General features: G+C 35.0%; 23 protein-coding genes, 1 tRNA gene, 3 pseudogenes and 1 other annotated feature. Of the genes and pseudogenes, 2 read left to right on the top strand and 25 right to left on the bottom strand.

Features of this window, described 5'->3' with window-relative positions:
• Window positions 1–39: 39 nt before the first annotated feature.
• The 9 genes and pseudogenes from TKV_RS07605 to lpdA form a co-directional block, all read right to left on the bottom strand.
• Window positions 40–711, bottom strand: coding sequence for a hypothetical protein (locus TKV_RS07605; protein ID WP_049685436.1), 672 nt, complete (start codon window positions 709–711; stop codon window positions 40–42).
• 160 nt (window positions 712–871) lie between these two features.
• Window positions 872–1,249: a class II SORL domain-containing protein gene (locus TKV_RS07610; protein ID WP_029688528.1), complete on the bottom strand. Its 378-nt coding sequence runs from the start codon at window positions 1,247–1,249 to the stop codon at window positions 872–874.
• Window positions 1,250–1,334: 85 nt separating this feature from the next.
• The gene (locus tag TKV_RS07615) at window positions 1,335–1,637 is read right to left on the bottom strand and encodes a ferritin family protein (RefSeq protein ID WP_049685437.1); all 303 of its coding nucleotides are present in this window, start codon (window positions 1,635–1,637) and stop codon (window positions 1,335–1,337) included.
• 162 nt (window positions 1,638–1,799) lie between these two features.
• Window positions 1,800–1,925 carry a 2-oxo acid dehydrogenase subunit E2 gene (locus tag TKV_RS14165; RefSeq protein WP_148307283.1) on the bottom strand — a complete coding sequence of 42 codons (126 nt, stop codon included), beginning with the start codon at window positions 1,923–1,925 and terminating at the stop codon, window positions 1,800–1,802.
• Entirely contained in the window at window positions 1,886–2,950 is a 1,065-nt protein-coding gene (gene cobT, locus TKV_RS07620; RefSeq protein WP_049685438.1) for a nicotinate-nucleotide--dimethylbenzimidazole phosphoribosyltransferase, read from the bottom strand. The genes TKV_RS14165 and cobT overlap by 40 nt, the downstream gene beginning before the upstream one ends.
• 117 nt (window positions 2,951–3,067) lie before the next feature.
• A complete protein-coding gene (locus TKV_RS07625; RefSeq protein ID WP_049685439.1) occupies window positions 3,068–3,370 on the bottom strand; it encodes a ferritin family protein in 303 nt (100 codons plus the stop codon).
• A gap of 97 nt (window positions 3,371–3,467) precedes the next feature.
• Window positions 3,468–4,316, bottom strand: coding sequence for a lipoyl synthase (gene lipA, locus TKV_RS07630; RefSeq protein ID WP_049685440.1), 849 nt, complete (start codon window positions 4,314–4,316; stop codon window positions 3,468–3,470).
• A pseudogene (gene lipB, locus TKV_RS07635) lies at window positions 4,303–4,783 on the bottom strand (lipoyl(octanoyl) transferase LipB). Before lipB ends, lipA begins: the two are co-directional and overlap by 14 nt.
• Window positions 4,784–4,801: 18 nt before the next feature.
• Window positions 4,802–6,154: a dihydrolipoyl dehydrogenase gene (gene lpdA, locus TKV_RS07640; RefSeq protein ID WP_049685441.1), complete on the bottom strand. Its 1,353-nt coding sequence runs from the start codon at window positions 6,152–6,154 to the stop codon at window positions 4,802–4,804.
• Between the two features lie 183 nt (window positions 6,155–6,337).
• On the opposite strand from lpdA, the gene TKV_RS07645 reads away from it, so the two are divergent.
• A complete protein-coding gene (locus TKV_RS07645; RefSeq protein ID WP_049685442.1) occupies window positions 6,338–7,723 on the top strand; it encodes a hypothetical protein in 1,386 nt (461 codons plus the stop codon).
• On the opposite strand, the gene TKV_RS07650 is transcribed toward TKV_RS07645, so the two are convergent.
• Entirely contained in the window at window positions 7,720–7,977 is a 258-nt protein-coding gene (locus TKV_RS07650; RefSeq protein WP_049686248.1) for a DUF3343 domain-containing protein, read from the bottom strand. The two genes, TKV_RS07645 and TKV_RS07650, sit on opposite strands and share 4 nt — an antisense overlap.
• Window positions 7,978–8,106: 129 nt before the next feature.
• Here TKV_RS07650 and TKV_RS07655 point away from each other — a divergent pair, with 129 nt between their 5' ends.
• A complete protein-coding gene (locus TKV_RS07655) occupies window positions 8,107–8,808 on the top strand; it encodes a CAP domain-containing protein (RefSeq protein ID WP_049685443.1) in 702 nt (233 codons plus the stop codon).
• Between the two features lie 28 nt (window positions 8,809–8,836).
• Here the strand turns inward: TKV_RS07655 and TKV_RS07660 are convergent, their stop codons facing one another.
• The 15 genes and pseudogenes from TKV_RS07660 to rplT all read right to left on the bottom strand — a co-directional run bounded on the left by TKV_RS07660 (window position 8,837) and on the right by rplT (window position 25,864).
• Window positions 8,837–10,240, bottom strand: coding sequence for an aminopeptidase (locus TKV_RS07660; protein WP_049685444.1), 1,404 nt, complete (start codon window positions 10,238–10,240; stop codon window positions 8,837–8,839).
• A gap of 270 nt (window positions 10,241–10,510) precedes the next feature.
• The gene (locus TKV_RS07665; protein ID WP_049685445.1) at window positions 10,511–11,137 is read right to left on the bottom strand and encodes a response regulator; all 627 of its coding nucleotides are present in this window, start codon (window positions 11,135–11,137) and stop codon (window positions 10,511–10,513) included.
• Window positions 11,115–12,281 carry a sensor histidine kinase gene (locus tag TKV_RS07670; protein WP_049685446.1) on the bottom strand — a complete coding sequence of 389 codons (1,167 nt, stop codon included), beginning with the start codon at window positions 12,279–12,281 and terminating at the stop codon, window positions 11,115–11,117. The genes TKV_RS07665 and TKV_RS07670 overlap by 23 nt, the downstream gene beginning before the upstream one ends.
• 140 nt (window positions 12,282–12,421) lie before the next feature.
• Window positions 12,422–12,497: transfer RNA gene (locus TKV_RS07675), tRNA-Ala, on the bottom strand.
• A 49-nt stretch (window positions 12,498–12,546) separates the two neighbouring features.
• Window positions 12,547–13,242, bottom strand: a complete 696-nt coding sequence (yunB, locus tag TKV_RS07680) for a sporulation protein YunB (RefSeq protein WP_049685447.1) — start codon at window positions 13,240–13,242, stop codon at window positions 12,547–12,549.
• Window positions 13,243–13,286: 44 nt separating this feature from the next.
• A complete protein-coding gene (locus TKV_RS07685) occupies window positions 13,287–13,721 on the bottom strand; it encodes a DUF523 domain-containing protein (protein ID WP_049685448.1) in 435 nt (144 codons plus the stop codon).
• Between the two features lie 9 nt (window positions 13,722–13,730).
• A complete protein-coding gene (locus tag TKV_RS07690; RefSeq protein ID WP_049685449.1) occupies window positions 13,731–16,103 on the bottom strand; it encodes an endonuclease MutS2 in 2,373 nt (790 codons plus the stop codon).
• Window positions 16,103–18,463: a DUF3656 domain-containing U32 family peptidase gene (locus TKV_RS07695; protein ID WP_049685450.1), complete on the bottom strand. Its 2,361-nt coding sequence runs from the start codon at window positions 18,461–18,463 to the stop codon at window positions 16,103–16,105. The genes TKV_RS07690 and TKV_RS07695 overlap by 1 nt, the downstream gene beginning before the upstream one ends.
• A gap of 11 nt (window positions 18,464–18,474) precedes the next feature.
• Window positions 18,475–18,849, bottom strand: coding sequence for a cell division protein ZapA (locus tag TKV_RS07700; protein ID WP_049685451.1), 375 nt, complete (start codon window positions 18,847–18,849; stop codon window positions 18,475–18,477).
• A 198-nt stretch (window positions 18,850–19,047) separates the two neighbouring features.
• A pseudogene (locus TKV_RS07705) lies at window positions 19,048–20,483 on the bottom strand (IS200/IS605 family accessory protein TnpB-related protein).
• A pseudogene (locus TKV_RS12440) lies at window positions 20,464–20,862 on the bottom strand (MerR family DNA-binding transcriptional regulator). Before TKV_RS12440 ends, TKV_RS07705 begins: the two co-directional pseudogenes overlap by 20 nt.
• A gap of 98 nt (window positions 20,863–20,960) precedes the next feature.
• Window positions 20,961–23,345 carry a phenylalanine--tRNA ligase subunit beta gene (gene pheT, locus TKV_RS07715; protein ID WP_049685452.1) on the bottom strand — a complete coding sequence of 795 codons (2,385 nt, stop codon included), beginning with the start codon at window positions 23,343–23,345 and terminating at the stop codon, window positions 20,961–20,963.
• Window positions 23,346–23,357: 12 nt separating this feature from the next.
• Window positions 23,358–24,377, bottom strand: a complete 1,020-nt coding sequence (pheS, locus tag TKV_RS07720; protein ID WP_049685453.1) for a phenylalanine--tRNA ligase subunit alpha — start codon at window positions 24,375–24,377, stop codon at window positions 23,358–23,360.
• 52 nt (window positions 24,378–24,429) lie between these two features.
• Window positions 24,430–24,645: a binding site (T-box leader), on the bottom strand.
• A 32-nt stretch (window positions 24,646–24,677) separates the two neighbouring features.
• Window positions 24,678–25,442, bottom strand: coding sequence for a TrmH family RNA methyltransferase (locus TKV_RS07725; RefSeq protein ID WP_049685454.1), 765 nt, complete (start codon window positions 25,440–25,442; stop codon window positions 24,678–24,680).
• 62 nt (window positions 25,443–25,504) lie between these two features.
• Window positions 25,505–25,864 (bottom strand): 50S ribosomal protein L20, encoded by a 360-nt coding sequence (gene rplT, locus TKV_RS07730; protein ID WP_049685455.1) that lies wholly within the window; start codon window positions 25,862–25,864, stop codon window positions 25,505–25,507.
• Window positions 25,865–25,878: the final 14 nt, after the last annotated feature.

Genomic DNA, 25,878 nt, shown 5'->3' on the forward strand with positions numbered 1-25,878 from the left:
GTCAATCATTATGTAAAAAAGCCAGCCACACGCTGGCTTTTAATAAGGATTTTGGTACATTTGTGGCGGCATAAATGATGGGAAAGGTCTTTTGTTAAACTCATCGCATACATTAGTTGGAAATTCTTCGCAAGTTGCAGGAGTCGGGCAAAATCCGTAAGAAGGAACTAATAGCTGCACATCTACCGCAGATTTTATCACAATCCATACTCCTATTATCACATCTACAGTTGTAGTAGCACCTACATTAACTTTGCCATATAAGCACTCTGCCAACGCCTCATACTTCATTATTGCTACATCAGGCTCTGGCACGTAAAGGACAATGTCTTTTGTAAATGTGGTAATATTTCCTGGTAATGTCTGCGTAGTCCCATCAGGAAAATTAATGACAATATCATAAGTCACCTGAAAAGTCGCTTCTACTCTTGCAAATCCTGGTCTATCAGGAAGCGGAGTTATCACAAAACCCGGAGGCGTCAGCAAAGATACTGTTATATTTTCACATCCTCCAAAAGAAGGAGTTAAAGTTAGATTTGTTGGTACAAACGTAATAGGAGGTATATTATCAAGGCATAGTCTCTGCGAACAAGCATCATATATCTTAGTCACTTCAATGCAAGCTATCTCTGTAGGTTCAGGAAGTTGCCCTGGCTGTACAGGGCCTGGCACTATTTCTTGCTGTCCCACCATCTTTTTAGAAAAAGCCATATTATTTCCCCCTTCATGGCTTACACCATTTCTGAAACTTCTCTTTTCTACCTACAATATACGCAACCAATGTAAATTTTGTTACAATAAATGCAACAAAAAGCTCTCTCAGCAAGTCCGCATGAGAGAGTTTTTTTTCTTATGAAAGCCGCTAAATTTTCTATTCTTCTACTACAACTTCCTTGCTATTTTCCCATAACCCATGTATATTACAATAACTTGCCGTATAAATTGTTCCTGATTTTCCAGCTTTAAACTTAACAATTATGTAAGGCTCAGTAAAAACACCGTACTCTCCGTGGGCTGTAAAATTGTAATTGCCTATTTCAACAGGAAATTTATCTCCTTCACCATGGAAACAAATTTTAATCCACGCAATGTGATGCTCTAAAGTATTGGGATGTGGAATTTCCTCTCCCACGTTAACTTTTAATTCAATTACTTCACCCTTTTTAACTTTTTCAGGAAGGTGGATTACAGGTACGTGTTTTTCGCCTTTCCAATCTCCACTTTGATACAATGAACCAAAACTTTTCATAAATATCCTCCTCAAAACTCAAAATTTCATTTGTCCAATTTGCACTCATACTTCTAAATATCTAAAGCAACTAATTCTTCTTTCTTCATTTAATCTCCTCAATTATCTCCTCTACTTCTTTTGCCCCTTTTTCGTAAAATTTTTCCTCATCAGGAGCTAATTCTTTCAAAAGCCTCAAAAACTCTCCAGCATGTACTCTTTCTTCATCTGCTATTTCCTTTAAAACTGCAATTGCCAGTTTATTGTCTATTGATTCCGCAAGCTGTGTATAAAACTGAACTGCCTCATACTCTGCCGCCACCATAAAGCGTATAGCCCTTACCAATTCTTCATGAGTAAGTTTACGCTTTTCACTAAGCCCCGAAAAAGGCGTTCCAAATTCAGGCATAATTTACCATCTCCTCTTATTATATACTAAATCCTAACAATATTATATCATAAATTTAGGTAATATCAAAAAATTTTAAAAAATCAAATCAACTGTGGTTAAATTAGTCATTTATTTCTCTGTTAAATAAACCAAGCCAATGTGAAAATTAAACTTCATTTTTCAACATTGGCTTGGTGATTTTAAATAAGCAACGATACCGGATTCTCTAATATTCTCTAAAAATTTAGCAGCAGTAGCCTCATCTATTAATCGATGGTCAAAGGAGCTGTTGTTACACCAGCTGATTCAAAAGTAGCCATTTCACTCTGAACATGGGTCGCTGCATCTATAATGTGAAAAGCTAGTGCAGCACCGGTGCCTTCTCCAAGGCGCATTTTCATATGCAATATAGGACTAAGTCCCAGTGTTTCCAGCATGAGTTTATGACCGGGTTCTTCAGATACATGGGATGCAATCATGTAATTAATAGCTTTAGGCTCAATTTTGCCTGCTATCATGGCTGCAGCTGTTGAGATAAAACCGTCGATAACCACGGGAATTTTGTGGGCGGCGCTACCCAATATTACTCCGGTCAATCCTGCTATTTCCAATCCACCCACTTTTGATAACACATCTATAGGATCTCCTGGATCAGGATTGTTTATTTCAATAGCTCTATTTATGACCATCGCTTTTCTGGCTAAGCCGTTGTCATTTAAGCCAGTACCTCTGCCCACGGCTTTTTCTATAGGGCATCCTGTAAATACCTTAAGTATGGCGCTGCTAGGCGTAGTGTTTCCTATGCCCATGTCTCCTGTAGCTAAGATTGTGGCGCCTTTAGCGATTTGTTCTTCTGCTACTTCTATGCCTGCTTCAACAGCTCTTATAGCTTCACTGCGGCTCATTGCTGGACCTTTAGTCATATTATTGGTACCGTGTCTGACTTTTTTTATTATGAGATCAGGGTGCTTTACATCAACAGCGATACCTATATCACAGCATACGATTTTAGCACCTGCATGGCGAGAAAGCACATTTATAGCTGCGCCTCCTGCCAGAAAATTCAATACCATCTGGTATGTTACTTCCTGGGGAAATGCACTTACACCTTCTTCTACAACACCGTGATCTCCTGCCATAATAATGACGACTTTTTCCCCTAATTTAGGCATGGGATTGCCTGTAATACCTGCTAATTGTTTTACGATATCTTCCAGTATGCCTAAGCTTCCTTGCGGCTTTGTGAGTATATCCAGATGCTGCTGGGCCTTTTTTATGGCTTCTTTATTTAAATCTGTAATTCTTGATATAGTTTCATTTAATTTTGACATAATACAACACCACCTATATCAATAATTTTGCAATTAACTCAGTTAGGATTTTAAAATTTTATTTGTCCAATTTGCACTCATACTTCTAAATATCTAAAGCAACTAATTCTTCTTTCTTCATTTAATCTCCTCAATTATCTCCTCTACTTCTTTTGCCCCTTCTTCGTAAAATTTTTCCTCATCAGGAGCTAATTCTTTCAAAAGCCTCAAAAACTCTCCGGCATGCACTTTTTCCTCATCTGCTATGTCCATTAAAACTGCTTTTGCTAATTCATTATCAGTAGCTTCTGCCAACTGAGTATAAAGTTGAACTGCCTCATACTCTGCCGCCACCATAAAGCGTATAGCCCTTACCAATTCTTCATGAGTAAGTTTACGCTTTTCACTAAGCCCCGAAAAAGGCGTTCCAAATTCAGGCATAATTTACCATCCCCTCTTATTATATACTAAATCCTAACAATATTATATCATAAATTTAGGTAATATCAAAAAATTTTAAAAAATCAAATCAAATTCATTAAGCCTTTGTCACCTTCAACCCCTCATCAGCATGATAAGAACTTCTGACTAAGGGACCAGAAGCTACGTATTTAAAACCTAATTCATATCCTATCTCTTCATATCTCTTAAATTGCTGTGGAGTAACATATTCTGCTACTTCTATATGTTTTGCTGAAGGTCTCAAATACTGTCCTATAGTCATCATGTCACAATCAACACTTCTTAAGTCTTTCATAACTTGTATAACCTCTTCTTCTGTTTCCCCAAGCCCCACCATAATTCCTGACTTAGTAAGAATATAAGTGTCTAATTCATTTGACTTTTTTAAAAGGTTTAAAGACCTTAAATAATCTGCTTTTGGCCTTACATTGGGATAAAGTCTCGGTACTGTTTCTACATTGTGATTTATTATATCTGGCTTGGCTTCTACTACTTGAGCAATAGACTCTTCTTTACCCATAAAATCAGATACAAGTACTTCAACTGTAACTCCTGGCAATTTTTTAAGTTCATAGATTGTCTTTGCAAAATGTGATGCTCCACCATCCGGTAAATCATCTCTTGTAACACAAGTAACCACTACATGCTTTAATCCTAACTTTTGAGCAGCCTCAGCAATTCTTCGAGGCTCATTCTCATCAAGAGGTTGAGGATGTCCTTTTTCTACCGCACAAAACCTACAGTTTCGCGTACATATATTTCCCATAATCATAAAAGTAGCTGTCTTTCTCGCAAAGCATTCCCCCATGTTGGGACAGTTGGCACTTTGACAAACTGTGTTTAAAGACATACTTTTTAAAAAAGCTTCCATCCTGTTTAAATCTTCGTTCAATAGCCTCACTTTGAGCCATTCAGGCTTTTGCATTATCAATCACCGCCAATCTATCTAAAGTTATCTCACTAAAGTGTATACCTAATACTTCGCTAAATTTATCAACCATTTTTTTCTTTTACTTTTTCTATGTCTTCATTTATTCCAAGTTTTTGCATAGAAGTAACTCCAAACTCAGTAATGCCGCAGGCATTTATTAAGCCAAAATATGAAAGGTCAGTATTTACATTAAAGGCTATTCCATGCCAAGTAATCCAGCGCCTAACAGCGATACCTATGGCACATATCTTTTCATCTCCTACCCATACTCCGGTGTATTTAGGCTTCCTTCCCGCTTTTATACCATACTCCTCCAAGAGTTTTATAATTGTCTCTTCTAATTTATAAACAAGAATCCCGTCCGTCTCGTCCTTTTTAACTCTTTCAAAGGCTTTAAGCTGTATCTCTTTTCCCTCCATATAAGGTACAATTCCCAGTTTTAACACTTCTCCTTTTCTCAAGTGAATCTCTCCTTTAACTTATCCTTTGTTTATAGGCATTCCTAATGCGTCTTCTGCTGCCTCTTTTATGCTTTCTGAAAGCGTAGGATGAGCGTGAATTGCATCTGCCAACTCTTCTAATGTAAATTCTTCTTTTATAGCAAGTACACCTTCATGGATTATCTCTGTAGCGCCAGCACCTATTATTTCCATCCCCACTACTCTATTGTATTTTGCCTCTGCGATTATTTTAACAAATCCATCGTTTTGTCCCATAGTCATAGCTCGTCCTAAAGCCGTATAAGGGAAAGTGCCTATTTTTACATCTCCAAATTTTTCTCTTGCTTGAACCTCATTCAAACCTACCCACGCTATTTCAGGACTTGTATAGAGGCAATTAGGCACTGCACTTAAATCCGCTTCCTTTTCTTCTCCTGCTATATTGTGAGCAGCTACAATACCTTGATAAGAAGCCACGTGAGCCAGTTGCATACCTCCTGTAACATCTCCAATTGCATATATATTTTTTATGCTTGTCCTCATGTGGGAGTCGACTTTTATGCCCTTTTTATCCATATCAAGATTTAAAGCTTCAATTCCATTTACATTGGCAACTCTTCCTACAGCGACTAAAACAGTATCACATTCCACTACCTGAGTATTCCCTTCTGTGGTATAAACTACCTTTAAACCTTCTTCTATCTTTTCTACTTTACTGTTTAAATGTAGTTCAATTTTTTTATGCCTCAAAATTTTTTCCATCGTATCTGCTATGTCTCTATCTAACATAGGCAAAAGTTGAGGAAGCATTTCAATGATGATAACTTTACTTCCTAAAGCAGAATAAATATTTGCAAATTCCAATCCTATAATTCCCGCCCCTATGATGACAATTTTTTCAGGAATTCTTTCAAGTTCTAACGCTTTATCACTTGTAATAACACCTTCTAAGTTAATCCCTTCAATAGGAGGTAAAAACACCTTTGAACCTGTTGCAATTATAAAATTTTCTGCTGTGTATCTTTTATCAACTTCTATAGTATTTTCATCAACAAACCTACCTCTCCCTTTTATAACATCTATATGGTGTAAGTTCATTAAATAGCCTACTCCACCGACAAGTCTTTTTACTACTCTTTCTTTTTTCTGACGAAGTTTTGCAATATCCAATGTATACTGGGCCATTATTCCAAAGTCTTTAGCATCTTTTATGGCATTTATAAGCTCAGCCGCATGAGAATAGACTTTCGTCGGTATACAACCTCGATTTAAACAAGTTCCCCCTAATGAATCTTCTTCTACAACAGCGACTTTTTTCCCTAATTCGCTGAGTCTAATAGCAGCAGTATAACCTCCTGGTCCTCCGCCTAAAACTATAACATCGTAATCCATTTTCAATCCTCCTTTTCCTTTTAAGCCATTTTGTACCCAAATTTTTATCTCACTTTTTTTTTATTATTTCTACACCTTATGCGAAAAATCCTGCTTTTTTTTCTGCATAATCATTGTCAATAACATGTCAATTCTATTCAACAATTGTTATGCATATATTTTTACCGAAAGGAGTGAAATTTCATGGACAAGGTCCTTATTAAAAAAAAAGATGACCTTTTACAGTATCTTTACCTCAAAGATAAAAAAATAATATTGTGTTTTGCAAAAAGTGGCGACATAACCGAAGAAGTAATTGCCGATGACTGTTTCACTGATTTCGACGCCTGTTACGATGAAGATGGAAACAAAAATGTAATATATTACAATCAAGAAAATGAAATAATTTTTTTGACGCAAAAAAGCAGCGAATGGACAAAAAAGGTTTTATATGCTTATAAAGATAAAAAAACGCATATTAGCAATTTTAACCTTTTGATAAAAGAAAAAATACTGCACATATTTTTTGCAATTCACAATTCCAATAATCCTCACGAAGTTTACTTAATACATCAAAAATGGGACAAAAGCTGGAGTGGAAGCAACATAGCCTTAATAAAAAACATTTCCTTCACTCCATTTTATAATCTATTTTTGGATGAGGAGGGAAATATTCATTTAATCTACATCACCAAAGAAAAAAATAAACACCAGCTGTACTATGCTTGTTATATAAAAGACAGGTGGTCCCAAAAATCTCTTATAGCAGAAGCAGAAAGCATCTTTTTCCCAGACGTAATTGTAGATTCAGAGAAAAATGTACACATCCTGTGGGTAGAAGAAGATATAATACAAGAGATAAAATACAAAAAAAAGACCCCTGGAAGCTGGCCTAAAGGCAGTTGGAGCAGTTCATTAACACTGGCTTACTCCAACAACATCAAAAGCTGTTACTTTACTGTTTTGGAAAACAATTTATGGTGCACATACATACAAAATAACGTTTTTTTCACTGCTATGTCCTCTGACAATGGCACTAGCTGGAGTAAACCTTTTAAAATTCCTCCTTTTCCTTCTGATTACACTTTGTTCAAATTAAAAAACATAAAAGATAACCTCAAAAGCAACTATTCTTTTATAAACAGTGAAGGCGATTTTATCCCTTCCTTGCAATACAAGTTAACCAGAAAAAATGGAGAAAAAGATTCATATTTTACTTTTTATATTAAGGAAGTTCAAGAATACTTAAATATACTCATAAAAAAGATAGAAAACATCAAGGAAGAAAAAAGATTGTTAGAAGAGGAGCTCACCAGAAAAAATTCTGAACTTACAATAAAAAACAGAAATATAACTGAATTGCAAGAATTAGTGAAGCAAATAAGCGAAGAAAAAGCAAAAATCGCCCTTAAAGCGGACAATTATAACACAATGGTAAACAGCTTGTTATTGGAAAACGAAAATCTCAAAAAGCAAATAAAAGACCTTCAAAATAAAATAATACTTCTAAGTAACAAAATTGAAATGCTACAAAATACCAGCACCATTGAAAAAATAAAAAACATATTTAAAAAGCCGGATCAATCTTAAAGAATATTTATCACTTCGTAACCAGAATAAGTTTTTTCTACTTCGTATATTCCTTTATAGGGAATATTTATTCTTTGCAGGATATCTTTTATGACTTTAGTGTATTCTATACCAAACTTTAAAGAATGACTACAACTGTTGGTTATGCTCCTTGGAGTAGGCACAAATTCCACAGGAATGCTATTCTTTTTTAAAATTTTTTCTGTCATCAAGCCGTGTTGATAGGAGTAAAAGACAATCAATCCATATTTCACATTATACCACCTCAAAATCAATATATTCAAAAGTAAAGCAAGTTGATACATATTCCTCTCTCTCCACAAATTACTTAAAGGAATTTTAAAAGAAACATAGAATATATGATTTTGAGGTGGTAATACAAAATGAAAGCAAAATCATTTATAACAATATTGGTAGCAGTAACCGCAATTTTGACAGCGAGTACTGCTAATGCTTCTATCTTTTATTCTTACGAGTATTTTGCAAAAAACATAGTAACTTTTAAAATACCAGCTTATAATTACCAAATTTATAATTATCAAGCAAATAATTTTATAACTTTAAACTATCCAAAATATTACTCTTACGACAACCTAAAAATTCAAAAAAATTTAACTCCTTTTAAAACAACAAATTATAATACCACTGATGTAAATAATGCAGAAAATTTAAAACCGCAGCAAACAACTAATAATTCATTAACAAAAGAAGAAAATACCTTAATAGAATTGATAAACAAAGAAAGAACCAGTCGCAATTTAAAAGCTCTTGAAGTAGACGAGAATCTTTGTAAAGTTGCTAAATTAAAAGCCGAAGACATGAAAGAAAACAATTATTTTTCTCACAATTCGCCCATTTATGCTTCTCCTTTTGACATGATGAAAAAGTTCGGAATAAAGTATTATGCTGCAGGAGAAAATATAGCTTTAAACTCAGATGTTATAAAAGCTCACTATTCTTTAATGAATTCAGACGGGCACAGAGCAAACATTTTGAACCCTTATTATAATAAAATTGGGATAGGAGTAGTAAAAAACAAAGAGGGTAATGGAGTAATAGTCGTTGAACTGTTTATAAAGGAATAAAAAATCCGGGGATTCCCTCCCTGGATTTTTATTCCTTTTCCATAAACACTTTGTAAGCTTTGTAAGCCATATACACATCTACTTTAGAAGACAATTCATAAGGTGCGTGCATGCTTAAAAGAGCAACACCGCAGTCCAAAACTTCCATACCGTAATTTGCTACAAACTGTGCTACAGTTCCGCCGCCCCCCATGTCAACTTTGCCAAGCTCACCAGACTGCCATACCACTCCATTTTCATTAAAAAGCTTTCTTATCTTACCAACAAATTCAGCATTGGCATCGTTAGAACCGCCTTTGCCTCTTGAACCTGTATATTTAGTAATGCAAACACCTTTTCCTAAATAAGCAGAATTTTGTTTTTCGCTAACTTCTGGATAAGTAGGATCAAATGCAGCATTGACATCAGCTGATAAAAGTTCAGAATTAGCCAGCACTCTTCTCAACTTAATATCAGTGCTTCCTTCATATTTTTCCAATATCTCAGCAATAGAATTTTCAAAAAATCTTGATTGCAAACCAGTATTGCCCATACTGCCTATTTCTTCTTTATCTGCAAATATAGCTACAACCGTCTTTTCTGGAACGTCAAGCTCAAGGATAGCTCGTAAAGTTGTATATGCACAAACTCTATCATCTTGACCGTAAGCTCCAATCATGCTTCTGTCAAAGCCTATATCGCGAGGTTTATAAGCAGGAACCAGTTCCAGTTCTGCACTTAAAAAATCTTCTTCTACTATGCCGTATTTTTCATTTAAATACTTTAAAATATTGGGTTTGACACTCACTTCTTCAGAAAGGGGAATGCTCCCTATTACAGCGTTTAACGCCTCTCCTGTTATGGCCTCTCCCACTTTTTTCTCCAGCTGGTCTTTTCCAAGGTGAGGCAGCAAATCTGTTATGTAGAGAACCGGATCATTTTCATCTTCCCCTACTACGATGTTTATTTTTTCTCCATTTGCTTTTACAATTACTCCGTGAAGTGCTAAAGGAATAGTTACCCATTGATATTTTTTGATTCCCCCATAATAATGGGTTTTAAATAAAGCTAATCCGCCTTCTTCGTACATGGGATTGGGCTTCAAATCAATTCTAGGAGAATCTATGTGGGCTGCCACAGCTTTTATACCTTTTTGCATTGATTCTTTGCCGATAACAGCCAAAACTACTGACTTGCCTTTGTTGTTGTAATACACCTTGCTGCCTGGTTTTAAATTGGTGACTTGCTCAATATTGATGAACCCTTTTTTCTCAGCCATTTCTATTATTTTGTCAGTAGTTTCTCTTTCGGTCTTACATTCCGCCATAAAAGCCTTGTATTCTTCCGCAAATTGATAAACTTTTTCCTTTTCTTCCTCTGAAAGTTTTGTCCAAGCATCTACGTTTTTGTAGCCCAAGCGCTTCTCGATTTCTTTCAAATCTTTTTCTTCCATAAAATTACCCCCCCGTTTTTTTGTCAATAACACCGAAAACTGCACCTTGTGAATACATTTTCAGTGTTATTCAATATTTATTTTCTCAATTATACCTAAAATATATGATATGCTTTTTTTGTATAAAAGTCAAATTTAACGACGTTAAAATCAATTTTGTAAAATTATCAGTTTGTTGCCAAACCTTTTTGATATGTAATAAGATACTTCCGCAATGCACTTTACGCATAAAAGCGGAGACTTTTTAAATGTGACTTTGTTTATAGTCTGTCAATTTTGTAAAATTGTTCCATTTTTTAGCATATATATGGCCGCTTTAGTCCTATCTTTTACATCCAATTTTTTGAAAATATTGTAAACGTGATTTTTTACTGTTTTTTCGCTCAAAAATAATTTTTGGGCAATTTCTTTATTGCTATAGCCTTTTGAAATGAGCGTAAGAATTTCTATCTCTCTTGCCGTTAGTTCTTTCTTCAAATTTTCGTGGTCTACATTATCTATTTCTTCCATTAAAGAAGGATGAATGTAAACTCCTCCATTGTAGATGATTCTTATTGCTTTTATGAGGTCGTCATATTCAGCATCTTTCAATATGTACCCTTCTACTCCCAGTTTAAGCGCTTCCACCAAATATTCCCTATCGTTATATATCGTCAAAAACAAAATCTTTGTTTGATGTTTTTCTTCTTTCAGCATTTTAGCTGCCTTTATACCATTGATTATTGGCATATTTACATCCATAAGAACCAAATCTGGTTTCAACTCTTTTGTAAGCTTATACGCCTCTTCCCCATTAGAAGCTTGCGAGATGACCTTTATGTCTTTTTCCATTTCAATAAGCTGAACTAACCCTTTTCGTATTAAGGCATGGTCATCAGCCACCAATAACTTGATCATCTTCAACACCCCTTATAGGTATAGAAATGTAAATTTGAGTTCCTTTATTTTTAAAGCTGCTTATCTCAAATTTACCGTTTAAAATCTCTACTCTTTCCTTCATCCCCATCAATCCATATCCCTGTTCCACATTTTCCTTATCAAATCCAATGCCATCATCTTTAATGATTATACTTATAAAGCGCATTCCAAACTCAAATTTTATAGAAGCATGCTCAGCCTTGGAGTGCTTTTTAATATTTGTCAAAGCTTCCTGAACTACTCTAAAACAAGTTATTTCTATTTCAGGACTGAGCCTCTTGTAATCCGACAAAACAGTAAAATCTACAAAAATTCCTGTTTCTTCTGAAAAGTTTTTTATGTACCGTGAAAGTGCAGGAATAAGCCCTAAATCATCAAGAGCAGAAGGTCTTAAATCATAAATTATTTTTCTGACTTCTTTTAAAGACTGCTGAACAATGTCTTTTAAATTTTTAAGCTCAATTTTTGCCTGTTCAATATCTTTAGCTATCAATTTCTCGCAAAGCTCAGATTTTAATAACACATTTGCCATCGCTTGAGCGGGACCATCGTGAATTTCTCTTGCGATCCTTTTGCGTTCTTCTTCTTGCGCTTCAATAATTTTTATGCTCAAGGTTTGTTTATCTTTAAGTTGTTCAAGTTGAGTATTCATCTCTTTTAAATCGCTGTTCAAGTATGTGAGAGCTATGCTAATTTGTGATGCAAGTTTTTCCGCTTTCTCAACAATAGTCTTATTGTCAACAAGCTTTCTTTCCAGTTCGTTTCTCTTTTCTATTAACTCTTTTTCTTCTCGCCTTTTCAAGGCTAACTCTATTTGAGCTTCTTTTGCTTCCTCATAGGCCTCTTTTATCGCCTGTTCAGAGAGGTGCCCAAATTGTTTGCTTACAAAAGCCAGTTTTAATCTGCTCTTTTTTTCTTTTCTTTCGCACAGCTCCACTTCTTTTATGACATTTATCACTTGAATTTTTAATTCCTCCAGTTGTGCCTCCAACTTCCTTACTTCTTCTTTTGCCTTTTCCAAAATATCGAAAATTTGCTCTTTGCTACTTTCTATTACTTCAATAGTTTTTTCGACTATGTTATCCAGCCTTTTTTTGTAAGTAAATTCTGCGTTGGTATTCATCACAATTCACCTCTTTGAGCACCATCTCTTTAATAATTCGATAAAAAATGAAAAATTCCTGCATTTTAAAGAAAAAATTGCTATTCTAAAGAAAAAAAGAAAAAAATACCCTTACGGGTACTTTATGCTTTCTAATAAAATGGTGGAGATGAGGAGATTCGAACTCCTGACCCCCTGCTTGCAAGGCAGGTGCTCTCCCAACTGAGCTACACCCCCACTTATCACACGCTTTTTATTATATCACATTATGATAAAATTTCAATAGTTATTTTTGTATATTTATTTTTGAACCTGATTCTGAAGGCACTGGTACAGTATACTTATCTCCATTTACGTCCACATAACTATTTGGCACATCTCCTACTATTATGCTTTCGGCTATAGGCATGTGAAGAGTAACGGTTATTTTATCTGATGCGAGAGGTGCAATTATCCTTATAGTAGTCTGTATGTCTAAATATATCCTATGTCTCGTCTGATTTATGCCAGCTGGTTCAAATTGTGAACTAAAATCCACATCCACCGCTCCTACTGGCAAAAGCCCTACTTTTATCTTAGGTCCTGCATTAGCAAACAAATCTGTAGAAAAAACTGAACCTAAAGGAATTTTGGCGTACAAAGGGCCCAAATTATTGAGATTTTCTTTTACTTCTTTAGTAACCTTTGAAGCTAAAAGGTTCATCTCTATGGTATTCGCCTGTAGCATAGATATTTTTCCATTATTGTCTGTTCTTACATAAATTAAGTCCTTGTATTCTATTCCTTTTAGCACTTTCTCATTTATGGCATTATTTATGGTATTTACTGCTGTTTCTCTGGCTAAAGTATCACTCACCGCTATAATTGCCGGTTTTAACCTATATTCTGTAAAATAGTAGAAAATTAATAATACAATAGCTGCATAAAGTAAATATATGTAAAACGAATTAGTCCGCCTTGAGCCCCACTTTTTCCTTCTCAATAAAAACACCTCCCCTACATTTTATGTTAGAGGAAGTGTTTTGGTTACTCATTTTTTATCATTTTATAAAAGTCATGTTCTGTCATCACAGAAATCCCATGTTTCCTCAACACTCTTGTGGTTATCCCATCTCCTTCAATCAAATTTCCAGAAAAAGTTCCATCATAAATTTTGCCACAACCACAAGAAGGACTTTTGGCTTTAAAAATAGCTTGTGTTATACCGTACATTTTAGCTATTTTTAAGGTTTCGTAGGCTCCTCTGTAAAAATTCTCTGTTACTTCCTTGCCTTCAATGTCAAATACTTTGTCCCCTCTTATTTCGGAAGGCAATCGAGGAGTTGGAAGCCCCCCTAACTGCTCTGGACATACCAAGATAGCCTTGCCTTCTCCCACCAATTTTTTTATCTCTTCTTTTAAGTTGTTTCCTCCATCGTATTTGCAATTTATGCCTGCAAGACACGCACTGACAAGGTACATAATCATCCCCTACTTTTCACTCAATTCCACTATTGTAACTCCGTCGCCACCTTCACCGTATTTGCCTAATCTAAAAGACTTGACATATTTGTTTCCCCGCAAAAATTGAAATATTCCAGCCCTTAATGTCCCTGTACCTCTTCCATGAATTATTGTAACTTGCTTGAGTCCCGCTAAATAAGCATCATCTATGTATTTCTCAACTTCTATTAAGGCATCATCTAAATTTTTCCCTCTCAAATCTATTGAAGTACTTACAGTCTGAGACTTTTCGTTTATAAACCTGCTGTAACCTTTTTTAGCTTCCTCTTCTTGCGAGTCCTCCACAATTCTCAAATTGCTTATATGAACATTCATCTTCAAAATTCCTGCTTGCACTTCTACATTTCCGGATTTATCGGGAGGAGACAATACTATCCCATTCTGGTCAAGAGGTACTATATACACAGTTTGCCCTTCCTTTACTCTGTCAGGAATCTTACTGTAAGTAATCTCTTTGGGGGTGGAAATCTCACGCTCTAATTCCTCCATATTTTTCTTTATTTTTTCTCTCACAGTTTGTATAATTCTGTCTTTGCTTTCCGCTTTTTCTGCTTCTTTTATTTTATCAATTATTTCATCAGCAGTAGCTTTGGCATCTTGTATTATTTTTCGTGCTTTTTCTTTTGCATTGTTTATTATTTTATCTTTCTCTGCTTGTAATTTTTTCTTCTCCTTTTCCAACTCTTCTTTTAAAGCCTCTATATCTCTTTTTAAAACTGCTATTTCGTGGTTTGCTCTCTCTAACTCTTTTCTTTTGGTCTCAAGGTCTGTTATTATATCCTCAAATTTTAAAGCTTCTCCTGATATATATCTTCTGGCATTCTCTATAATTTCTTCTGTAAGCCCTAGCCTTTTAGATATTTCAAAGGCGTTACTTTTACCCGGAAGCCCTATCAAAAGCCTGTAGGTGGGTTTTAACGTTTCAACGTCAAATTCAACACTGGCGTTTTCCACTCCTTCAGTCTTTAATGCGTACTGCTTTAGCTCGCTGTAATGGGTAGTAGCTATGGTCTTTGCGCCAATTTTATGCAGCGTATCAAGAATGCTCATAGCTAAAGCCGCACCTTCGACAGGGTCAGTCCCTGCCCCCAACTCATCCATCAGCACGAGACAATTTTTGTTAACTTTTTTGAGAATACTTACAATGTTTGTCATGTGAGAAGAAAAAGTGCTTAAGCTTTGCTCAATACTTTGCTCATCCCCTATATCTACAAAAACCTCCTCAAAGACAGATACCTGCGATTTTTCTTCTGCAGGAATATTAAGCCCTGCCATAGTCATGAGAGTCAAAAGCCCCACTGTTTTTAAAGTGACAGTTTTGCCGCCAGTGTTTGGTCCAGTTATAACAAGTGTATTAAACTGGTCCCCAATGTGTATGTCTATTGGCACTACTGTATCCGGACTTATGAGAGGATGCCTTGCTTTTTTTAAATTTATATATCCCATTGTGTTTATTTCTGGCCTTGTGGCATTTAACTTCAAAGAATACTTGGCTTTCGCAAAAATAAAATCTAACTCAGCAAGTACTTCTATGTCATTATACAAAGTTTTAGCATTTTCCTTAACATCTTGTGATAATTCTTGAAGTATCCGCTGTATTTCTTGTTGTTCTTTTATCTCCAACTGCCTCAGCTCGTTGTTTAAATCGACTACTTGCATAGGTTCAATAAAAAGAGTAGCTCCACTGGAAGATTGGTCATGGACAATTCCTTTAAAAACACCCCGGTATTCATGTTTTACCGGTACAACGTATCTACCCTGTCTTATCGTTATTATAGGCTCTTGAAGCTCTTTTTGTCGGCTGGATATTATTGAATTTAAAGTAGCTTTTATTTTTTCGTTTATGTTCAATTTTTGCCTTCTTAGACTTTTAAGCAAAGGCGATGCATCATCTGCAATTTCCTCCTCTGAAATAATAATACTGTCAATTTTCTTTTCTAATTCTTTAACAGGTATCAATTTTCTGTTGTAGTCTTTCAATCTTAAAAATCTCTCACTATCATCAAGATTTTTAAAATATCCTTTTATACGACTTACTAAACTTAAGACTCTCTTTATCTTTAAAAGCTCTTTGTTGTAAAGTATAGAATCAAGCTCAGCTTTTTTCATAAAGTCCGTCACATCATCAAATTCAAAAGAAATGCCACCATAAGAAGACATAAAAGATACGGCTTCATTTAAAATATCAAGGTCTTTATTTATATCTTCCGCATCTTTTTTTATTTGGATATTTATCGCTTTTTGTTTACCTAACTCTGAATCGCAATAATCTTTAATGAGATTGACTATTTTGTCAAATTCAAGACTTTTTGCAGTTTTATTGTTAATCGCCCTCACCATCACAAAACTCCTCTGTAAAAATGTCCTTTAGTATATTTCCCATGTGGAATTTGAATATTCTCGCCTTCTAACGCTTTTATGTGTAATTTTAAAACCTCTTTTATCTCTTCATCTTCTTCTATTGTATCATTAATTCTCAAAAATGAAAGGCCTGCCTCTTTAAGCTGATTTAAATATTGAACCATGAAGAGCACATCTGAATTGAGTATTTGTATTCTGCAAAAACCGTCATTTTTAAGAGGCATAAGCCTCCCTTTTCTATCTTTGAGAAAATAGTAACCTTCCTCACACCTTTTTTTATCGCACCCTATTGTATTTCTTATAGGGCAGTATTCCATTGTCATGAGAGGAAGCCTTCCATATACCACAGCTTCAAATTTAACATCACTTCTTTTTATAATGTCTTTCATCTGTTCCAATGTAAGCTCATAAGACAAAGTCACAGCATAAGGTTTAAAATATTCCACACTTAGACTGTTAAAGATATTCATTGGATAGTCAATAAACAGTTCAAAATCGTAGTCTTTTGCAATGTGGTAAAGTCCTAGATTAGAAATTAAAACCTTCTTTACATTCAAATATTTAAGAAGGTCCAATTGCATTTTAACATCATTTATTTCCTCTCTCAGTATAGAAGGAAAAGCAGGTATAACAGTTGTATCGAAATTCTGCGCCCATTCCAAAGCCTTTTTAAAAAGGCTTATGTCAAATTTGTAATTGAAATACACGTATTTTATACCTAAATCGCATGCTATTTTTAAATGGTTTATTTTGTCAGTATAAAAAGTCAAAGTCACATCCTTTGTATTTTTGCTTTTGAATTCCGGCAACTCAAAAGGAGTCCTTTTAGTTTCTCTTTTACAAGACTCAATCTTTAACTTTTCTAACGTTTCAATCGCTTTTCTTCGCGTTTCTTTTATATTTTTAACTGACATGTAAAGGCCGTCCTCTACTTCTACATGTATTTTATCAACATAAAAAGGTGTATCATTTATTTGGCTGAGTTTATCAATCAAAAATTTTCTGTCAATAGAAGTTTTTAGAGCCGGTTGTGCTCTCTCTTCACTGCAAGTTTCTACTTGATGCATCCCTTCTTTAACTTTTAAATACAAAGGTTGCGATTTTTTTAATACAGCGTAAACTTCTATAGGAAGTTTTTTAGGTGCTAAGTTTTTTAACTCATTATTCAGCAGTACATCATAAGTTTTATTTAATATATCTCCTTTTTGAACAAAAAATTTTAAAGGTATTTCGATTATATCACCAGCGTAAGCCCTATCTACAGTTTTGCCATTCTTTATTATTACATCTACTTTTTGGCCGTTTTCTCCTTTTATATCAGAAATGCCGTCTCCTTTTGCAATATCCCTAATAAGTTGCAATTTTGCATCCTTTGGTTTTGTTTCAATTACCTTTGCTACAGCAACACCTGTATTTTTGGGAGTGATATAACTCATTTTTGAAGGCTTGTCTTCAAAAAGATATCCCGTTGAAAAACCTCTGTTGAAAATCCTTGACATCTCTTCTATTGCCTTATTGTAGTCAAAATGATCTCCTTTATAAAAACTGTCAATGGCATTTCTGTAAGCTCTCACGACTGATGCGACATACTCAGCGTTTTTCATCCTGCCCTCTATCTTAAAAGAAGAAACACCAGCTTCAACAAGTTGGGGCAAGTATTCTAGTGTACACAAGTCCACCATGCTCAAAAGATGTAAATCCTTTTTTAAAACTTTTCCTTCTTTGTTCACAAGAGAATATTTTAAACGGCAAGGTTGGGCACATTTACCCCTGTTGCCACTTCTTCCGCCTATTAAGCTACTCATAAAACATTGTCCAGAATAACTGACGCAAAGAGCTCCGTGGACAAATACTTCTATTTCAAGAGGAGAATAATTATAAGCTATATGTTTTATCTCTTTTAAAGTAAGCTCTCTTGACAAAATTACACGCGAAATGCCTTGCTCAGCTAATTCTTGGACTCCTTCCAAATTGTGAACTGTCATCTGCGTGCTGGCATGAACTTTTAAATCGGGATAATATTCTTTTAAAAGCTTTAACACTCCTATATCTTGGACAATAACTGCATCAACACCTATTGCATACAAAAAATCCAGATAGTCTACAAGCTCTTTAAACTCTTCATTTAATATAAGGGTATTAACCGTAACATATACTTTGACATCCCTTAAGTGGCAAAACTCCACAGCAGCTTTTAAGGATTTATTGTCAAAATTTACAGCATATGCCCTTGCTCCAAAGTTTTTGCCACCTAAATATACCGCATCACATCCTTCATTTACTGCACTTACTAACGCTTCAAAGTTCCCTGCTGGAGCTAATAACTCAACTTTTTTCATCAAATCACCTTTTATTCCTCTTTATCAAATGTTTCTATAAATTGGCGAAACTCCTCTTGAGTATTTAAAAGTTCTTCTTTGGTTTTTGAAAGTTCATCTTCTAACTGCATTATGTATTGATTTTTTTCATTAATCTCCGCCTTTAATGATAACATTTCTTTTTTGATAGCATTATTCTCCTCTTTTGCTATAAAAAGTTCATCTGCAATATTTAAAGCAGCCAATATCAGCAAATGCTGCTGTGACAACTTTTTATAGCTTTCAGATAACTCTTTAATTACATTATCTACATAATTAGCAAGCTTTATGACATGCTCTTCAGGATAATCAGATTTCAATATGTATTCATTTCCATTTATAGTTACAGTAACTTTATTGAGTTCCACAAAAACATCCCCTTAACTCATTTGTTATTTTATTTACTTCTACATTTAATCAAAATTTCCTGGTTACCAAAACTGTGCAAAACTGTGCAGTTTGGGCAGCTGGGGTATTTGTAGTCCACCCTTCAGACTTTCCCAGCCCCAGCAGGCGGTTTTTGGGAAAGCCATAGCCCCTGCCCCAAGAAGCAGGGACTCGCGCCTTTATGGGTCTCCCCACTTGCCCTGAATTAACAGCTTTTTTAGGGCAGAGAAGTCTCTTGGCACCTTCTCAGGGGAGAGTGGAGTTACCACCGCTACCTTGAGAACTTGCCAGAAATCATGGGCACTAAAACTTGTTCCATCCAGAGGTTTTAGTACCCTTCCTGGCTCACTCTCAAGGCTTTGTAGAAATTCTATTGCTTTATTTATCTCTTTTAAGTGTTTTTTCTTCAACTGCTTGTTCCTGACTGTTTTCTTTACATGCTTTTTTAATTCTTCTAATTCATCTATAGTTAGTGCGTTAAGAAACTTTATATAATTGTCTGGTATCTTTTCTTCTCTGCCTAATCCTCTTCTTGCTATTACATAAGCTGCTGCTATGTCTTTTGTTATCATATACTGCGGCGCATATTTTAACATGCCTATTATTGAGGTGTAAGAAGGATTGACTTCTATTACTTCTATCCCTTCCTTTTTTGCTAAAATTTTTATCTTTTTTAAAAGGGATTTGTAGCTAAAGTTATGTCTTATTCTCCTTGACTTTTTGCCTGAAAAGTCTCCTTTTTCTCCTTTGTTTTTTATGTCTAATTTTTCAATTACTATTGCTTTTCTTTTTTCTTTTGCTATCTTTACTATCTCATGAGCATACTGCCATCTGAAATACTCTCTTTTATCTGAATTGCCGCTTGCAAGTTCCGGCATTGGTATACTGCCATAGCTTATTAGATTTCCTTTTTCATCTACTTCTGCCCATGATATGTTGTCCGGATATGCGTTCACATCTATTCCTATGATTCCTTTTTCTTTTGTTATTTTTATTTCTGGATATTCTTCTTCAATGGCAAAATAGGCGCATATGCTGCCATTTTTGAGTTTTAGTTCTACAGAGTATGGTATGTTTGATTGGGCAATTTCCTGCAGGAGTTCTTTTCTTTTTTTATTCTTTTTGTAGCCTGCTTCTATTTGGCGTATACATATTTTCTTTCCCCTACATTTATCCTTAAGAAAGTGCCGTTTTTTCTTACTTCTATTCTTGTGTTGAGATTTCCTTTTTTGCTTTTATCCCCTCTTGAATAGAGATTTCCTTTTCTTTTCTCCTGCCACCTAATTTTTAATTTTTTATATGCTTTACCATTTAAATGATGTTTTTGAAGTTTTCTAAACAGTTTTTTCCCGCCAAAAATGACTTTTCTTGGACTTTTACCTAGTTCTTTCGCAGATTCCAGTGTACTCCTTGCTTTCATTATTGCATCATCTACATATCTTGAGTTTAAATTGAATACCTGGGGTAACTTTCTTTTTAAATCTGCTCTTTTTTCTCCTTCTAAAAGTCTGTTATATGCAAATCTCATGCAGGATGACCATCTTCTCATTAAGTCTAATACTATTTGTTTGGCTTGTTGATTTAGAAAAATAAGTTTAGCCTGTATCACTATCATGTTTTTTGCCCCTTTGCCCGTAAATTCTTGCTGCGAAAGATGTTACTATTGCTATTAAGTCTTCTGCTAGCTCTTTATTTCATTTACCCCACTTGCTATCTCATGTATGACTTCATACTGCCATCCTTTGGAATTAGCGTATTCTTCAAGCCTTCTAATTTGATTCTTAAGATATTCTTCTTGTTTCTTTGTGGACACTCACTTTAGGTTTTGGTTTTTCTTCCAGCATGCCTAATAACTCCTCTATATCTTCTTTTTTATACCTTCTGATGCCTTTTGGAGTTCTCACAGGTGTTATTAATCCTTCCTTTTCCCAGTTTATAAGTGTTCTTCGACTAATTGAGTACATTTCCTTTACTTTTTGCATGCTTAGTAACATTTATTATCACCCAATTAAAATTATACCACTTTGCATGACTATCTTCAACTGTTACCTACCTCCTTAAATTAAGATAAAAAAGACCATAAAGGCCTTTTTTATCTTAATTGCGCTCCGAGTTTTTTAGAAAGCGCTTCTACGATGTTATTGTGGATTACATTCACTTCTTCATCTGTCAAAGTTCTATCATAGGACCTGTACCAAATAGAAAATGCTACACTCTTTTTCCCTTGTGGAATATTAGCACCTTTGTACACATCAAACAATTCAACCTTATCTATAAGCTCTCCTCCTGTTTCAACTATAACTTTTTCTACATCTTTTACAAAAACTTCTTCATCTACCAAAACGGCAATGTCTCTTTCTACTGCTGGATACTTAGGAAGGGGTTTATATTTCTTTTCTGCATTGGCATGTTTTATCACTTTGTCGAGATTTATTTCCCCGCCATAAACTCTAACAGGTATATCATAATTTTCTAAAACATCAGGGTGAATTTCACCGATTGTTCCTAATTCCTCATCACCTAAAAGAATTTTCGCAGACCTACCCGGATGATATACAGGATTTTCTGCTCTAACGTATTCCACCCCTTTTATGTTCATAGCCTTAAGTAGCGTTTCTACTATTCCTTTTAAGGAATAAAAATCTACATCCTCTCCGTACATACCTATTACGACGGTTTTTATTTCTTCTGGAAGCTCTTTTAAAGGCAATTCTTTTGGAATAAACACTTTAGACATTTCAAAAACTCTAAAATCCTGTACTTTTCTGCTGTAATTAGTATAAGCCACATTTAGCATAAAAGGTATCAGAGTAGTCCTCATAAGGCTTTGGTCTTCTCCCAAAGGATTTATAATTTTAACTGCTTTTCTCAATGGACTGTCTAAAGGCACATTGATTTTATCTAAGTCTTTGCTTCCCATAAAAGACATCGTAACTATTTCATTCAATCCGCAAGCCAACAGCACTTCTTTTATTTTTTCCTCTAATTCCTGTTCTTTTGACATTGCCCCCAATGTCGTTTGAGCGTTTTTTATTAAGCTATCTTGTATGTTGTTGTATCCAAATAACCTCGCTATTTCTTCTGCAATGTCTGCCTCCATTGTCACATCTCTACGAAAATGCGGAACTGTTATCTCAAGGTCATCGCCTTTTTGCACAACTTTAAACTCCAAAGACTCTAATATTTCAATCATTTGAGATACCGGAATATCAGTGCCTAAAAATTTATTGATTCTGTCAGGCTTGACATTTACAACAATCTTCTCAATTGGCTTAGGATACTCATCAATAAGCCCTTTTAACACTGTACCACCGCAGTATTTTTCCATAAGCTGCGCTGCTCTTTCACAAGCCAAAACAGTGATTTCAGGGTCCAACCCTTTTTCAAACCTGGAAGATGCTTCACTTCTCAGTCCTAATTTTTTAGAAGTATAGCGTATATTGCTTCCTTTAAAATTAGCACTTTCTATCAAAATGTTTACGGTAGTGTCAGTTATCTCTGTGTTTTCCCCACCCATTACACCGGCAAGACCTATAGCTTTTTTCTCATCAGCAATAACCAACATTGAGCTGTCTAAAGTTCTCTCTTTTCCATCTAATGTAACTAATTTTTCTCCTTCTTTTGCCCTTCTCACAATTATATGCTTGTTTTCAACTTTGTCCAAGTCAAAAGCGTGTAAGGGCTGACCTAATTCCAACATCACATAGTTTGTAACATCCACCACGTTATTTATAGGTCTTATTCCAGCTTTTAAAAGACGCATCTGCATCCACATAGGAGAAGGACCTATCTTCACATTCTTAACGACCCTTGCCACATATCTAAAGCATAAATCCGTAGCCTCAATAGTCACTTTTGCAGGATTTTGTTCTTCGCTTTCTTTAACCTCTACAACAGGCATTTTTAGCCTCTTTCTAAAAGTAGCTGCTGTCTCTCTGGCTATTCCCACCATTGACAAGCAATCAGCTCTGTTGGGAGTTATTTCAAATTCTAACACATCATCCTTCAACTGAATAGCTTCATTTATGTCCGTCCCCAAAGGAAAAGGTGGCAATATAAAAATTCCGTTTCTTTGATATTCTGGCAATAAACTCTCATCAAGTCCCAACTCTTCAGCAGAACACATCATGCCATTGGATTCTATTCCTCTTAATTTGCCTCTTTTTATCTTAACTCCTCCAGGAAGAGTTGCGCCATGAAGTGCTACCGGTATGTAGTCTCCTTCTTTTATGTTTTGCGCTCCTGTAACAATTTGTAATTTATTACTTCCTATGTCAACAATGCCTACCAATAATTTATCAGCATTAGGGTGTTTCTCTAAAGATACGATTTGGCCTATAACGACGTTTGAGATTTCTTTGCCGTAACTTATAATTGTCTCTACTTTTGACCCTGACATAGTAAGGCCTTCAGCAATAGTTTTTGCATCTTCATCTATATCCACAAATTCTTTTAACCATGAAAGCGATACTAACATACTACCACCCCTTTAAAACTGTTGTATAAATCTTAAATCATTTTCAAAAAGAAGTCTCAAATCATCTATTCCGTATTTAAGCATGGTAATTCTGTCTATCCCTAATCCAAAGGCAAATCCACTGTATTTTTCAGGGTCAATTCCCGACATCCTTAAAACATTGGGATGAACCATTCCAGCACCTAAAATTTCAATCCATCCTGTATAACCGCAAACTCTGCAGCCTTTTCCACCACAAGCAAAACAGCTGACATCCATTTCGGCACTGGGCTCAGTAAAAGGAAAATAATGTGGTCTAAATTTGGTATTGGTATCTTCTCCGAAAAACTTCTTTGCAAATATATTTAAAACCCCTTTTAAATCTCCCATAGTTATTCCTTCATCAACTACAAGCCCTTCCATCTGATGAAATACTGGAGAATGCGTAGCATCTATTTCGTCTGACCTATAAACTCTTCCAGGAGATATAACTCTTATTGGAGGCTTATTTTTCTCCATAGTCCTTACTTGTACCGGGGATGTTTGAGTCCTCAAAAGTATATCAGAAGTCACATAAAAGGTATCCTGTAAGTCTCTAGCTGGATGGTCCTCTGGAGTATTTAATGCCTCAAAGTTGTAATAAGTAAACTCTATTTCTGGCCCTTCTGCAATAGAAAAGCCTAATCCTAAAAATATCTTTTTAATTTCATCCAATACTTGTGTCATGGGATGTTTGTGACCGTACTCATAAGGTTTACCCGGCATAGTTATGTCTATGTACTCACTTTTTATCCTCTTTTCTTTTTCTAATTGGGCAATTTTATTTTTTGTTTCTGTGAGTAAACCCTCAATTTTCTCTCTAACTTCATTGGCAATTTGACCAATTACAGGTCTTTCTTCAGGCTTTAAACTTCCCATTCCCCTTAAAATTTGCGTCAATTCGCCCTTTTTACCTAAGTATTTAACTCTTAAGTTTTCAATTTGCTGTAAACTATCGGCTGACAGAATTTCTTTTTGTGCATCTTCATAAAGCTTGCGCAACAATTCTTCCATCTTTAAACCAACCCCTCTTTTGGTATATTAGTTAAAATAAAAAATCCTCCGTCAATAGGACGAAGAATCCGCGGTACCACCTAAATTAGCATTTTATAAAAAATGCTCACTCATTTAGATAACGGTATTACCGGCAATGCCTACTATTAGTTCAGCACGCTGCTCCGGAGAGAACTTTCCATTATCTACCTAACGATAACACTCTCAGTCTATGGTGTTATCTCCCTGTGATTTTCGATAATGTACTTTACTCCTTCATAGCATTTTACAATATTATTATTTTTCAAAAATTATATCATCTTATTCTTGTTTTATCAACCTTTGCCTTTGAGATTCGTATAAAAAGATAGCAGCAGCGATTGAAACATTTAAAGATTCTGCCTCCCCTGTCATAGGTATTTTCACAAAGTCGTCTACTAAATCTTCAATACTCACTCCTTTTGATTCATTCCCCAAGACAAACGCCACTTTGTCGTCAATGTTGCACTGGTGAACCAATTTTTTTGCTCTTAAATGAGTGGCAAAGACTTTTATACCCTTTGCTTTAAGCTTTAATACAACTTCTTTTGATGTAGGTATAACAGGAATGTGAAAAATAGAACCCATAGTAGCCCTTAAAACTTTTGGGTTAAACACGTCTACTGAATTGTTTATAGTAAAAACAGCGGTAGCACCAAAAGCGTCAGCTGACCTTATAATCGTCCCCAAATTCCCTGGGTCTTGTACATTATCTGCTATTACATAAATACCATTTTCTTTTATATAAATATTTTCATCATATTCAGGAATTTTTATAACCGCCATTATCATCTGAGGAGTCACAGTGTCGCTTATCTTTTTAAAGACAGAATCAGTCGTATGTACTATCTTATCCTTTTTAAAGGGTATATCTTCTTTAAAGCTTTCTGACATTACTATGTACTCTATCTCAAAATTGCTATTTAAAGCTTCTAAAACATTTGTGGTACCCTCTACAAAAAACAAACCTTCCTCGTAACGCTCTTTTTTGTCTTTAAGCTTTTTGATTTTTTTTATTAGTTCATTGTTTTCACTTTTTATAAACATCGTTATCACTGCTTTAAAAGTACTTCAAAAGGGTAAGTAAAGCAAAAGGCCATAAATCGGCCTTATGCATTTAACTGTTGTTTAGCTATGTTTACTAATTCTTCAAAAGCTTTTGCGTCGTTTATTGCCATTTCAGACAACATTTTTCTATTAATTTCTATTCCCGCCTTCTTGAGACCATTTATAAACCTGCTGTAAGAAATCCCATTAGCTCTTGCAGCTGCATTTATCCTCGTTATCCAAAGCTTTCTAAAATCTCTCTTTCTTAACTTTCTGCCTATATAAGCGTACTTCAATGATTTCATTACAGCTTGATTAGCAACTCTGAACAACTTGCTCTTTGCGCCGTAATAACCTTTTGCAAGTTTTAATATTTTTTTGCGTCTTCTTCTGGTTACTTTACCAAATTTTACTCTTGCCATTTTAAAAACCTCCT

It is taken from the genome of Thermoanaerobacter kivui (assembly GCF_000763575.1).
Lineage (GTDB): Bacteria > Bacillota > Thermoanaerobacteria > Thermoanaerobacterales > Thermoanaerobacteraceae > Thermoanaerobacter > Thermoanaerobacter kivui.